The organism is Candidatus Koribacter versatilis Ellin345 (assembly GCF_000014005.1).
Lineage (GTDB): Bacteria > Acidobacteriota > Terriglobia > Terriglobales > Acidobacteriaceae > Korobacter > Korobacter versatilis_A.
The window spans coordinates 750,743-764,411 of the sequence record NC_008009.1 but is presented as its reverse complement, the minus strand read 5'-3'; the positions used below and the strand labels follow the sequence as shown (position 1 = coordinate 764,411).

Annotated in this window: 7 protein-coding genes; all 7 read left to right on the top strand. The window is 61.8% G+C overall.

Annotated elements, in window-relative coordinates; translation table 11 throughout:
- Positions 1-158 precede the first annotated feature (158 nt).
- A complete protein-coding gene (locus ACID345_RS03180; protein WP_011521429.1) occupies positions 159-1,670 on the top strand; it encodes a M16 family metallopeptidase in 1,512 nt (503 codons plus the stop codon).
- Positions 1,670-3,847 carry an insulinase family protein gene (locus ACID345_RS03175; protein WP_011521428.1) on the top strand — a complete coding sequence of 726 codons (2,178 nt, stop codon included), beginning with the start codon at positions 1,670-1,672 and terminating at the stop codon, positions 3,845-3,847. The genes ACID345_RS03180 and ACID345_RS03175 overlap by 1 nt, the downstream gene beginning before the upstream one ends.
- A gap of 240 nt (positions 3,848-4,087) precedes the next feature.
- Positions 4,088-5,131: an SPL family radical SAM protein gene (locus ACID345_RS03170; RefSeq protein WP_148210000.1), complete on the top strand. Its 1,044-nt coding sequence runs from the start codon at positions 4,088-4,090 to the stop codon at positions 5,129-5,131.
- 279 nt (positions 5,132-5,410) lie between these two features.
- Entirely contained in the window at positions 5,411-7,843 is a 2,433-nt protein-coding gene (locus ACID345_RS03160; RefSeq protein WP_011521426.1) for an ABC transporter permease, read from the top strand.
- 197 nt (positions 7,844-8,040) lie between these two features.
- Entirely contained in the window at positions 8,041-10,509 is a 2,469-nt protein-coding gene (locus tag ACID345_RS03155; protein ID WP_011521425.1) for an ABC transporter permease, read from the top strand.
- A 227-nt stretch (positions 10,510-10,736) separates the two neighbouring features.
- Entirely contained in the window at positions 10,737-11,063 is a 327-nt protein-coding gene (locus tag ACID345_RS03150) for a PadR family transcriptional regulator (protein WP_011521424.1), read from the top strand.
- 9 nt (positions 11,064-11,072) lie between these two features.
- A complete protein-coding gene (locus ACID345_RS03145) occupies positions 11,073-13,661 on the top strand; it encodes an ABC transporter permease (RefSeq protein ID WP_011521423.1) in 2,589 nt (862 codons plus the stop codon).
- Positions 13,662-13,669: the final 8 nt, after the last annotated feature.

Sequence of the window (13,669 nt, the reverse complement as noted above, 5' to 3'; positions counted from 1 at the left end):
TTCGGAAGGAGCGATTAGCGATCGGTCTATTTTCACCAGTGTCCTTACGGTGGCCATAGATGAAGGATTTCTTCCTTCTTCCCCCACCACTCGTCCCCGCAAAATTGACCTCCCCCTTCCCCCGCCCTTACCCTAGCCTTTTGGCCTTTGGAGGCTCCATGAAATGCCCTGTCGCGAAGCTCGTCTTCGCGCTGCTGTTGCTCTCCTCATTCCTCGCCGCGCAAGACGAGGCTTCTTTTGAAAAGCGCGTTACCGTGAAGAAGCTGCCCAACGGCCTGACGATCGTCATCTGCGAACGTCATGAAGCGCCCGTCTTCTCCTTCTATACGGTCGTCGATGCCGGCTCTTCGCAAGATCCTCGCGGACGCACCGGCCTCGCGCACATGTTCGAGCACATGGCCTTCAAGGGCACGCCGACCATCGGCACCACCGACTGGCCCGCCGAGAAAGCAGCTTTGGCAAAGGTCGAGACCGCCTACACCGCCTACATCGACGAGCGTGACAAGCGCGTGGGCCGCGACGATGCCAAGGTCGCCTCTCTCCAGAAGGCCTGGAAAGACACGATCGCCGACGCCAACAAGTACGTCATTCCCAACCAGTTCGGGCAGATCGTCGAAAGCGCCGGCGGCGAGGGCATGAACGCCTCCACCTCGTGGGACTCCACCGACTACCTCTACTCCATGCCGGTGAACAAGTTCGAACTCTGGGCGTATCTCGAGTCCGAGCGCTTCCTGCATCCGGTGATGCGCGAGTTCTACAAGGAGCGCGATGTCGTCGTCGAAGAGCGCCGCATGCGCACCGAGAGCTCGCCCGTCGGCCGCCTCATCGAGCAGTTCACCGCGGCGTCCTTCACCGCCAGCCCGTATCATCGGCCGACCGTCGGCTACTACAGCGACCTCCAAACCTTCTCCGCCACCGATGCCGAGAAGTTCTTCCACACGTATTACATTCCCAGCAACATGGTCATCGGCCTGGTCGGCGATCTCGATCCCGCCAAGGTGATGCCGATTCTCGAGAAGTACTTCGCGCGCATTCCGTCGGGTCCCAAGCCGATTGACGAAACTTCCGTCGAGCCGCCGCAGAATTCCGAGCGCATCGTGAAGCTCACCGACGCGTCGCAGCCCTACTACCTCGAGGGCTATCACCGTCCCGACTACATGAACGCCGACGACGCCGTCTACGACGTCATCACCGACCTGCTCTCCGACGGCCGCACCTCGCGCCTCTATCGCTCGCTGGTGCGCGATAAGAAGATCGCCCTCGCCGCCGCCGGCTTCAGCGGCTTCCCCGGCGTGAAGTACGCGCACCTGTTCGTCTTTTACGCGCTGCCCACGCAAGGCCACACCACGCAGGAAGTCGCCGACGCCATTCACGTGGAGATCAACAAGCTCAAGACCACCGACGTGACGGACGAAGAACTCCAGATGATCAAAACGCGCGAGAAGGCCGGCTTGATCCGCCGCCTCGGCAGCAACGAAGGCCTCGCCAACGAACTCGCGGTTTACCAGACGCGTTATGGCGATTGGCACGAACTCTTCAAGTCGGTGGACCGCATCGACAAGGTGACCAAGGCTGACGTTCGCCGCATCGCCAACCAGATCTTCACCGAAACCAACCGCTCCATCGCGACCATTCAGACCGCGGCGCCGCAGAAGGGAGCGCAGCAATAATGAAGAAATTCACGCTGTTCTTCCTCGTCGCCACGTTGTTCGTCTGCACGGCTTCGTTCGCGCAGAGAACCCCGAAGGAAAAGGGTGAGTGGGAGCGCATTCCCACGCCCACGCTTCCCGCCTTCAAACCCGCTGAGCCCACGCGCATCGAGCTCTCCAACGGCATGGTCATTTTCCTCCAGGAAGATCACGAGCTTCCGCTGATTGACGCCACCATGCGCATTCGTGGCGGCTCGCGCAATGAGCCCGCCGCCAAAGTCGGTCTCGTCGACATCTACGGCGACGTATGGCGCACCGGCGGCACCAAGACCAAAACCGGTGACGAACTCGACGACCTGCTCGAAGCCCGCGCCGCCAAAATCGAAACCGATGGTAATGCCGACTCCACCACCATCGCGTTCAGCTGCCTGAAGCAAGACCTCGACACCGTCTTCCCCATCTTTGCCGACATCCTGCAAAACCCAGCCTTCCGCGACGACAAGCTCGAGCTCGCGAAAGAAGAAATGGGCTCGTCGATCTCGCGCCGTAACGACCAGATCGGCAGCATCGCCGGCCGCGAAGCCGGAAAACTCGCCTACGGCAAGGACAATCCCTACGCCCGGACACCGGAGTACGCCACGGTTGCGGCCGTGACGCACGAGGACCTCGTGCAGTGGCACCAGAAGTACGTCTATCCCAACAACATCATCATTGGCATGGTCGGTGACTTCGACGCCAAGCAGATGGAACAGAAACTGCGCGCCGCCTTCGAAAGCTGGCCGAAGGGTCCCGACGCGCCAGCCTTCCACGCTGACTTCAAAACCGCTGCGCCCGGAATCTATTTCGTCGAAAAGCCAGACGTCAACCAGAGCGAAATCCGCATGGTCTCGCTCGGCATCGAGCGCAACAACCCCGACTACTACGCGGTCGAAGTGATGAACGAAGTCTTTGGCGGCGGTTTCTCGTCGCGCTTGTTCTCGAACATCCGCACCAAGCAAGGACTCGCGTACGCGGTATACGGCAGCATCGGCGCGTCGTTTGACCATCCGGGCGTCTTCCGCATCGGCATGGGCACCAAGAGCGTGACCACCGTCGAAGCGATCCAGTCGCTCAACGCGCAAATCGACGACCTCGTGAAAACGCCGCCCAGCGCGGAGGAACTCACGCGCGCCAAGGCCGCCATCCTGAACTCGTTCATCTTCAACTTCGATACACCGGAAAAGGTCCTGCGCGAAAAGATGGCCTACGAGTTCTACCACTACCCGCTCGACTTTCTCGAGCAGTACCGCGCCAACGTAGAGAAAGTCACTTCGGAAGACGTCGCGCGCGTGGCGCAGAAGTATGTTCACAAAGACCAGATGGCGACCCTCGTCGTCGGCAACTCCTCTGAGATGGGCGCGCAAAAGCTCGACTCCCTCGGCAAGGTGATACCGATCGACATCACCATCCCTACTCCGACCGGTGAAGCGCAGGGTGAAGGCGCTGCCGAAGCCGCACCTGCCGCGAGCAATCCGGAAGGCAAGGCGCTGGCCGCGAAGTTCGTGCAGGCCATCGGCGGCAAAGAGAAAGTTGCCGCGATCAAGGCCGTCGAACAGCAATCCGACACGGTACGCAACACGCCGCAAGGCGAAATGACGGTCCAAACCGACAGCATCGTGCAATATCCGGACCGCGTCCATCTGCAGATCTCCACGCCCATGGGCAAGATGGTCATGGCCGCTACGTCGAGCAGCGGATTCATGGCTGCCGGCGGCCAGTCCGGAGATATGCCCGGCCCCGCGCGCGAAGACGCTCTCAAAGGCCTCAAGCGCGATGTCATCGCCGTGGCGCAACACGCCGACGATCCCAAGTACACCTTCGCCGCCGCCGGTACAAAGAAAATCGGCGACGTCGAAGCCAACGTGCTGAAGATTAACGCCGACGGCGCCGACGCCACCTGGTATCTGGACCCAAAGAGCAACCTGCCGCTGCGCAGCGAGTACTCGGCCATGGCGCAAGCCGGTCCCGTGAGCCGTACCGCCGACTACGCCGATTGGAAACCGGTCAACGGCGTTACCCTCTACACCTCGCGCACCGTAACCGACAACGGCAAGGTCACCGCAAAAGAAACCGTGAAGCAGTGGACCTTCAACCCCATCATCGACCCGGCAATCTGGCAGAAACCTGCAGGAGCGGCGCCGGCGGACGAACAAAAGTAACGCTCAAAACCCCGTCCTGCTCGCGTCAATTCTCGCAGCAGGATGGGGTTTTTATTTTCCTTCCCACTTGACACACCCCCCTCCCCGCGCTAATCTGCAAGGCGAACAAAAGGCGAAAGTACTCCCTCTTTCGCCTTGCTGAGGACCGGCAGGTGCGACCGCCCGCTCTGGCGATACCTGCCCAACCCTCCTCCCTGGGGTTTCGCCCGGACGCCTCGCCGCCGGGATTGGATGTGCCACATGTCCGCTCTGCCTAAATTCGACGCACCTCCGTTGCTGGCCTATGAACCGCGCAGCGCCGGGCCGATCTCGCCCACGCTCGTCGGCATCGCCAAGCTGGCCGCGGAAGGCGAAAGCATTCGCCTCGGCCACGAGGTCGAGTACCTTACCCTGCCCGCGCGCTCGTTGCTCAACCGCTGCAGCACGCCGCGCATGCCCTTCACCTGGACGATCAATCCATATCGCGGCTGCGAGTTCGCCTGCAAATACTGCTACGCGCGCTACACCCACGAGTTCATGGAGCTGCGCGACAACACCGAGTTCGAGCGCAAGATCTTCGTCAAGCAGCAGGCCTCGAACCTGCTCCGCCGCGACCTGCGCAAAGTCAAGCCCGGCGAAGAGATCGCCATCGGCACCGCCACCGATCCGTATCAGCCCGCCGAGCGTCGCTATGAAGTCACGCGCGGCATCCTCGAAGAATTCGCGCTCCACCGCGGCTTTCACATCGGCGTCATTACCAAGTCGCAACTCATCCTGCGCGACCTCGAACTGCTGCGCCGCGTTGCCGAAAACAACCACGTCTCGGTGAACCTGACCATCACCACCCTCGACGCGAAACTCGCGCGCATCCTCGAACCACGGGCGCCACGCCCCGACCTGCGGCTCAACGCGATCAAGTTGCTCAACGAAGCCGGTATTCCGTGTGGCGTCTCGTGCGCGCCGGTGCTGCCCGGCATCACCGACAGCGCCAAGGATCTCGACGCCCTTGTCGCCGCCGCCCATGCCCACGGCGCGCGTTCCATCTTCGCCAACCCGCTTTTCCTGAAGCCATGCTCCGCTAGTGTCTTCATGCCGTTTCTCGAAAAGGAATTCCCGCATCTCGCGGAGAACTATCGCAAGCGCTACGGCAAAAACGCCTTTGTGCCCGACGCCTACCGCAAACGGATCCAGCAGTTGATGTCGTCACTCAAGCGCAAGCACGGCTTCGCGGCGCACCGGGTGCAATTCGAAGACCGTCGTCCCATAGTCGCGGACGAACCTGCGCAAATGGGGCTGTTTGGCTAGCGGAACCAGTCGCGATCTGCGGAACCTGTGGCTCGCGGTGGACGTAGTTACGAGCGTGGAACTGCTCGAAGCAGTTTTCGGGTTTCTGCTGGAATCTTTCGGCCAACCTCTATGCGAACTCGTATTGCAACTGGTAAGTTCCGGGGTTCTGAAAGTATTCCGGGTTCTTCGTGATCTGATCTTTCTGCCCTGAAGGCCGCCGGAAAATTGCCTCGTCGGGGAACTAAGGCGGGTACCTCCGCGTAAACCCTGGCAGGACATCTCCATCCTGGAGCCGCCATGCCCGATGTTCGCTTCGCCATCCGCCAGTTGCTGCGCAACAAAGCCTTCGCCATCACGGTGGTCTTCACGCTCGCGCTCTCGATCGGCGCCAATACCGCGATCTTCTCGGTCGTCAACGCGCTGCTCATCCGCCCGCTGCCGTACCCGCAGCCGGAGCGGCTGGGAACCATCTTCGGCCGCGTATCCGGCCCGGGCAACGCCGAGGACGAACGCTCCGGTGTGGACGGCGAAAAGTGGGAGCTCCTGCGCGACAACGTTCCCGCCGTGCTTGCGGCGGTGCAGAGCGAATTCGCGGCAGGGGCCAATCTCAAGGCCGGATCGGCGGTGCAATATGTCCACGCCGGCCGCGTCTCCGCGCACTATTTCGAAGTGCTGGGCACCACGCCACGCCTGGGCCGCACCTTTACCGAAGACGAGGATCGCGATGGCGGACCCCAGGCTGCGATCCTCAGCGACGGTCTTTGGCGCAGTGCGTTCGGCGCCGATCCCCGCGTCATCGGCACCAACATCCTCCTCAAGGGCGAACCGTCCACGATCGTCGGGGTAATGCCGCCGCACTTCGCCATGCCCCAGTCGGCGGACATCTTCACGCCAATCCGTGCCTCGCGCCATGGCGAGGGCACCGGCACCAACTTCACCGCGATCGTGCGCCTTCGTCCAGGCGCCACCTGGCAGCAAGCCGACACGCAAATCAATGCTGCATGGGCTGATCGTATCAACCGCTTCGAGAAGCACAATCCCGGCTCGCACGTCTCGTACTACAGCGTGCCGCTACAACAAGGCCAAAGCGCCGATCTCCGCGGACCGGTCGTAGCGCTAATGGGCGCCGTGGCTTTCATCCTGATGATCGCCTGCGCGAACCTTGCCGGGCTGATGCTCGTCCGCGTCGCGCGCCGCACACCTGAGTTCGCCACCCGTCTCGCACTCGGCGCGTCGCGGTGGGACATCCTGCGCCAGCTTTGGACCGAAGGCCTGGTGCTTGCCGTCGCCGGTGGCGGCGCGGGCGTTGTGCTGGCGTTCGGCGCTCTCCGCGCGTTGACCACGCTGCTTCCGCCAGACCTGCTGCCGGTGCAGAACATCGCGCTCGATGGCCGCGTGCTGCTCTTTACCGCGCTTGCCACCATCGCCACCAGCGTGCTCTTCGGGCTGCTGCCCGCGCTGCAAACGCGACGCCTCGATCTTCGCGCCGCCATCGCCGCCGGATCCAGCCGCAGCGTCTCTGCCGGCGGACACACCCGCGTTCGTCAGGCATTGATCGCCGGCGAAATCGCACTCACGGTCGTGTTGCTCGCCGCTTCCGGCCTGCTCGTGCGTACCCTTGTCTATCTCGAAACGCTGCCGTCCGGCTTCGACGCAAACAACGTGATGGCCGCGCGTCTCTCCCTCGATGACGCGCGCTATCACGATCCTGCAAAGTTTCGAGATCTATTAAGCAAGAGCCTGGCATCGATGCGACAGATTCCCGGCGCCGAATCCGCCTCCGTCGGCCTAAGCCTGCCCTACGAGCGCGGTCTGAATGACGGCATCAAGATCGCCGACGGCAAAGAAGCCGGCCAGCAACCGACGGCCACCGTCATCTACGTCACCCCGCAATATTTCGAGACTTTGCGCATTCCCGTGCTCGCGGGCCGCACCTTTACCGAAGCCGACACCGCCGACAGCCAGCCCGTCGTCATCGTGAACCAGTCCTTCGCGCGTCGGTATCTCAACCAGCCCGACGCCACCGGCCGCCAGCTCGGCGCCGATAAACCACGCATCGTCGTCGCGGTCGTAGCCGATGTCGCCAAAGCTCCCGGCTTCGATTCCGATCAGCCTCTGAATGTCGAGCCGACGGTATACGTTCCCGCTACCCAGGTGCCGGGCGTACTGATCGCCGTCGCTCACATCTGGTTCCAGCCCAGTTGGATCGTCCGCACCAGCGGCCCCGTGACCGGCCTTACCGAGCAGATGCAGCACGCGCTGGCCTCCGCCGATCCTTCGCTGCCCTTCTCCGGTTTCTATCGCATGACTGACATCCGCGCAGAAGCCGTCACTATGCAGCGCGTGGAAGTCACGCTGCTCACTACTCTGGCAGCGCTCGCGCTCTTGCTCTCGGCGATCGGAATCTTCGCTCTCGTCTCGAACCTCGTGCTGCAGCGCACGCGCGAAATCGGCATTCGCATCGCGCTCGGCTCCACCATCCACCAGGCCATGCTCGAGATCGGCCGCTCCGGACTCATCTCCGCAGCGTGCGGACTCGCCGCCGGCCTCGTTCTCTCCGCTTTCGCGTTGCGCATTACCAAGAGCGCTCTCTACGGCGTGCGCATCTACGATCCGGTGACGTTGTTCGGCGTGCTGGGAATCCTCGCGATCATCGCGCTCGGCGCGACGTATCTTCCGACGCTGCGTATCGCGCGCATTCATCCGGCGGAAACATTGCGCGCCGAATAGCACCAACTCTGTCCGGTTTCGGACAACTTAGTCTCCTTCCGGACGGCACTCGTCCCACCTTGCTCACTCGGCAGGCACTTAACCGTCTGTGTCTCAAACACTTTCGGAACCCGCACTTCGGCTCGCAACGTGCACCACTCAGTTCCGGAGTATTGTCGGCCCCGCTCATCCCCCGTGTTCACGAGGAGTTGCTTCAAATGCATACGCTGTTGCAGGATCTCCGCTTTGCGTCGCGGCAATTGCGCAAGAACCCTGGTTTCGCCATCACCACCATCCTCACGCTTGCGCTCGGCATTGGTGCCGCCACGGCGATCTTCAGCCTGGTAAACGCCGTGCTTCTGCGGCCGCTGCCGTTCCCCGAGCAGGACAAAATTGTGTGGACGGCGATGGCGCACACGCCGCGCAACGCCAAGACTGCCGATGCCGCTCTCGTGCCCGGCTCCATGAGCTATCCCGACTACTTCGACCTGCGCAAGGGCAATAAGACGCTCCAGTACCTGTCCTCTTATCACGACAGCAGCTTCTCCGTCACCGGCCGTGGTGATGCCCGCCATGTGGACGGATTCACGGTGAGCGCCGACTTCTTCCGCACTCTCGGTGTGCATCCCGAACGCGGCCGCGATTTCCTCGCCGACGATGAAAAACCCGGTGTGCACGTCGCCATGCTTGGCCACTCGCTGTGGCAGAGCACCTTCGGATCGGATCCCGACATCATTGGCAAGAACATCACGATCGGTGGACTTTCCTATACCGTCGCCGGCGTGATGCCCGCGGACTTCAACTTCCCCGTGCAGAATCCTGCCGCGCAGCTCTGGACGACCCTCGCCGATGATGCCCTCGATTCCACCGGCGACCACCCGGTTACCGTGCAGCGTGGCGCACACTTTCTTTCGATGGTCGGAAGGCTGAAGCCCGGCGTCTCCACCGAGCAGGCACAGGCTGATCTCACGGTGATCGTGAAGAACCTCGCGGCGCAATATCCCGACACCAATTCCCATTTCCTCGGCGCCTTCGTAAAGCCGCAGCTCGAACAAATGATCGGCGATACGCGCGGGCCATTGCGAATGCTCTTCGCCGCCGTGATCTTCGTATTGCTCATCGCCTGCGCCAACGTTGCGGGCTTACTGCTCGCCCGTGCTTCGCGCCGACGCTCTGAAATAGCAGTGCGCTCGGCACTTGGCGCCACACGGATGCAGATCGTGCGCCAGGTCATGGTGGAATCAGTCTTCATCGGTATCTGCGGCGGCATCGCCGGACTCCTTCTCTCCATGGCGTTACTCCGCCTGCTGCTGCGCTTCGTGCCCTCCGATATTCCACGCCTCGATTCGGTCGGCACCGACTATCGCGTTTTCGCATTTGCGATCGTGATCTCGGTGATCACGGGCGTACTCTTCGGGGTGCTTCCCGCGATGCGTATCTCGCGTCTCGATCCTTCAGCCTCACTGCGCGACGGTACCCGCACTTCGAGCGCCGGGCGCCAGCAGCATCATCTGCACGGAGCACTCGTCATCGCGGAAACCGCGATCGGTCTGGTGCTGCTCGTCGGTTCAGGCCTGCTCATTCGCAGTTTTGTGCGGGTGATGCATGTCGATCCCGGCTTCGATGCACGCCATGTGTTGCTCGCCAGCGTGGACCTTCCCGACAATCGCTACCCGGGGGATAAAAACGTAAGTTTTTTTCAGCAGTTGATCCCGCGGCTGCAAGCCTTGCCCGGGGTCCAGTCAGTTGCAGCAGGGTGGCCGCTCCCGTTGACCGGAAGCATGATGAGCATATCGTTCGAGATCGAAGGTCATCCTGTCCCCAAAGCCGACGAGCCGTCCGAGATCGTCAGCATCGCAACGCCCGGCTTCTTCAAAACAATCGGTATCCCAGTTAAGCGCGGACGCGAGTTCCTCGAGACCGACACGCGCACGTCGACCAAAGTCATCATCCTCACCGAGAGCTTCGCCAAGAAGTATTTTCCCAACGAAGACCCAATCGGCAAGCATGTGAAGCCCGGGCTCGGCGATGGTTACACCGACAGCGTGTGGCGTGAAGTTGTCGGCGTGGTCGGCGACATCAAGCGCCAGGGCCTCACCGTCGAAACTCGACCCGAGTACTACCTGCCGCATACGCAGGCCATCGTGGGCCCGCCGATCTTCGTCATCCGAACCTCCGGCGATCCCACGCAGATTACCAATGCCGTGCGCTCCGAAGTCGCGGCCATGGACCGCAACGTGCCCGTCTACGACGTGCATACTTACGACGACCTTATTTCGAAGAATGCCTCGCAGCCGCGCTTCCAGTCCATGTTGCTGACCTGCTTCGCCGCGCTCGCGCTCCTGCTCTCCGCCATCGGTCTTTACGCCGTGCTCAGCTACATGGTGGCGCAACGCACACTTGAGATCGGTGTCCGCATGGCGCTCGGTGCGCGTCGCCGTGATGTAGTGAACCTCATTTTGAAACACGGCTTGGGCTTAGCACTGGTAGGACTTGTGCTCGGCATGGGACTCTCGCTGGTGTTGACGCGCTACTTGAGCAGCATGCTCTACACCATCAAGCCGCTCGATCCGGTCACGCTCCTCACTGTCACAGGAATTTTGCTTGTGGTCGCCGTCGTTGCCAGCACCGCGCCCGCGTGGCGCGCCGCTCGCCTCGACCCGATGAAGACCTTGCGCGACCAATAGGCCGCGCATTTCCCCAGTGCGCCGGGGTACGGTGTTTCCCCCGGCGCCATTTTTGTGTCTACCCCGCCATAGTTTCTTGCCCTGTCATCCTGAGCGAAGCGTGCGCAAGCACGCGAAGTCGAAGGACCCTTGTCTCCACCCATCCCACCCGGGACGAACGCCGTTGACTTCCACCACTACACGGCGCTCTAATACCTAGACATTCTTCCTATGTAGAATGTCTGACTATGGCTGACGATCTTCTTCAAGGCACACTCGATCTCCTCGTCCTGAAAGTTCTCGCCCTTGGCCCGCTCCACGGCTACGGCATCGCGCAGCGAATCCGCCAGGTATCCAAGGAAGTCCTGCAAGTCCAGCAGGGCTCGCTCTATCCTGCGCTGCATCGCCTGGAAAAGCGCGGCTGGCTCACCGCAAGTTGGGAAGAGAGCGAAACCGGGCGTCCGGCGAAGTTCTACAAGCTTTCCGCGAAGGGTCGCAAACAACTCGCGGAAGAAGAGAAGACGTGGGCGCGAATGTCGGCGGCCATTGCGCTCATATTGCAGAGCGCGGAGTAGGAGTCAGCGATGAGTTTTTTTTACCGCCATCAAAACGAAGCAGAGTTCGATCTTGAACTCAAGTTCCACGTCGACGAACGTACGCGTGAGCTCGTAGCGCAAGGCCTCTCTCAGGATGAGGCGCACCGACGGGCGATGATCGAACTGGGCGGCAAGGAACAGACGGCGCAGCAACTGCGAGAAGTGCACAGCAGCGCTTTGCTGGAGACCATCGTTCGCAATTTCAGATCGGGACTTCGGTTGATCCGCAGAGCGCCAGGCTTCTCGCTCACCGTCGTCGTTACGCTTGCACTCGCGATCGGCGCCAATAGCGCGGTATTTTCCGCCATCAATGCGATACTGCTCAGCCCGCTTCCCTATCCCAACGGCGACCGACTGATGCTCCTCCAGCAGAAGATGACCAACATGCACCACCCGGTCACCTTCGTGTCTCCCGCGCGGCTCGAAGACTGGAATCGCATGAATGCAACGTTCGAAGCCATGACCGGGTACTATACCGAGCCGGGTTCCGAATTGTCCGGCAGCCTGCCTGAGAAAGTCATGCGCGCGTTCGTTGCGCCACGATTCATTCAGGTCTTCGGTGTCGCTCCCGCGCTTGGGCGGGACTTTACCTCCGAGGAGTTCAAGTACGGCGGCCCCGACGCAGTCATTCTCTCGGACAGCTATTGGCGGCGCCATTTTCACGCGGACCCCTCTGTCATCGGCAAGCGACTCCATATCGGCAGCACCGCCCCCACCGTCGTCGGTGTAATGCCGCAATCGTTTCTCTTCCCTGTCCGCGACGCCGACATTTTCATCCCCTCCCCGCCCGACTTCACCTATGCGCAGAGCCGCGATGCCACTTGGTTCACCGTGATTGGACGCATGAAACCCGGAGTCGCCGTAACCCAGGCCCGCGCCGATCTCGCCACAGTCCAGGCACAACTCGGGCGTCAGTTCCCGAACCCCGATGCAACCATTGCCGTCATCCTGAATCCCCTGAAGGAAGATACTGTCAGCTCTGCACGGCGTTCGTTGTGGATGATCTTCGGGTCCGTCAGCTTGCTCCTGCTTATCGCCTGCACAAACATCGTGGCCCTCTTCCTCGCTCGCACCAGCGATCGCGAGCACGAGATATCGGTCCGCTTCTCCCTCGGCGCGTCGCGTGCACGGATCGTGGCACAACTGCTCAGCGAAACCTTCGTGCTCGCCTGCATCGGTTCGGCTATCGGCTTGCTGTTGGCTACCGCTTCCGCGAGAGTCTTCCATCTGCTCGCGGCGAGTTTGCCGCGCGTGGATGAGATCGCCCTCAATTGGCGAATCGTGGGCTACACCTTTGTCTGTGCGATTGTGGTCACGTTGCTTTGCGGTACTGTGCCTGCGTTACGGGCCACCCGCGGGCTGTCCGCAGCCCTCGCAGCCTCCGACCGCCGTACCAGCGTCGCGGCGCGCCAGCCGTTGCAATGGACGCTCGTCGCTGTGCAGGTTGCCCTTGCCGTAACCTTGCTCTTCGGCGCTGGCCTGCTGCTGCGCAGCTTTCAGGCGCTAACGCGTGTAGACGCCGGTTTCGATCCCTCGCACGTCCTCACGCTTCATATTAGTGGAGGCTACGGCGAAACCGTGGACATGAAAGCCATGGCTCGTCGCATTGATCACGACCTCGACGGCATCCGAGCCGTCCCTGGTGTCGAGGGCGCGGCCACGAGTTCTTCCATGCCCGGCGTCCCCGACGACCACAAAAGCGATGTTCGTATTCTCGAGGGACCGCAAGACCCCGATCATCCCACGCTCGCTACCAATCGCTTCGTCTCGGACGGTTACTTCGCCACCATGCGCATCCCGGTACTCGCTGGCACACCGTGCGAACAGGGCAAGGACACTAAGGACGTCCTCGTGAATCGCAGCTTCGCCGATCGCTACATGAGCGGCACGACGCCCATGGGCCATCACCTTCAGTTCGGAGTGAACCACGCCATCGCGCTCACCGGAATGGTCCGCGGCGTCGTGGCCGACACGCGTGAGAACGGGTTGAATATGGATGCGCAGCCAACCGTGTACTGGTGCATCGCCGCACCCGATCCCGATCCCGAATTCCTCATCCGCACCCATTCCGATCCAATGGCGCTCTCCCAGACCATCCGCCGTGCGCTTGGAAACATTGAGCCAAACCGCGCCGTCTTCGACATCAGCACTCTCGAAGATCACCTCAGCGACGCCTACTCCGAGAACCGCTTGCGTACCATCCTGCTGAGTCTCTTCGCACTCACTGCAGTTTCTCTCGCATGCGTGGGGCTGTATGGCACCTTGAGCTACTCGGTTACGGTACGCCGGCGCGAGATCGGCCTTCGCCTCGCGCTGGGCGCGGTCCGCGGACAAATCACCAAGCGATACGTCTGGCAAGCCTTGCGGGTTACCATGATCGGCTGCACCTGCGGCCTGGTGCTCGCGGCTTTTGCTGGGCGCATACTCCGCGGCATGCTCTTTGGTGTCTCGGCCCTCGATGCCGTGACGTTCGCCGGCGTAATTGCACTCGTGCTCGGCGTTGCAGCACTTGCCGCGATCGTTCCAGCATGGCGTGCCTCGCGAACCGATCCAATGCACGTGCTGCGCGAACAGTAGGAGTCGCC

Coding starts and splice junctions, on each gene's coding strand:
- ACID345_RS03155 (WP_011521425.1), top strand. CDS start 8,041: ATGCATACGCTGTTGCAGGATCTCCGCTTTGCGTCGCGGCAATTGCGC.
- ACID345_RS03145 (WP_011521423.1), top strand. CDS start 11,073: ATGAGTTTTTTTTACCGCCATCAAAACGAAGCAGAGTTCGATCTTGAA.
- ACID345_RS03175 (WP_011521428.1), top strand. CDS start 1,670: ATGAAGAAATTCACGCTGTTCTTCCTCGTCGCCACGTTGTTCGTCTGC.
- ACID345_RS03160 (WP_011521426.1), top strand. CDS start 5,411: ATGCCCGATGTTCGCTTCGCCATCCGCCAGTTGCTGCGCAACAAAGCC.
- ACID345_RS03150 (WP_011521424.1), top strand. CDS start 10,737: ATGGCTGACGATCTTCTTCAAGGCACACTCGATCTCCTCGTCCTGAAA.
- ACID345_RS03180 (WP_011521429.1), top strand. CDS start 159: ATGAAATGCCCTGTCGCGAAGCTCGTCTTCGCGCTGCTGTTGCTCTCC.
- ACID345_RS03170 (WP_148210000.1), top strand. CDS start 4,088: ATGTCCGCTCTGCCTAAATTCGACGCACCTCCGTTGCTGGCCTATGAA.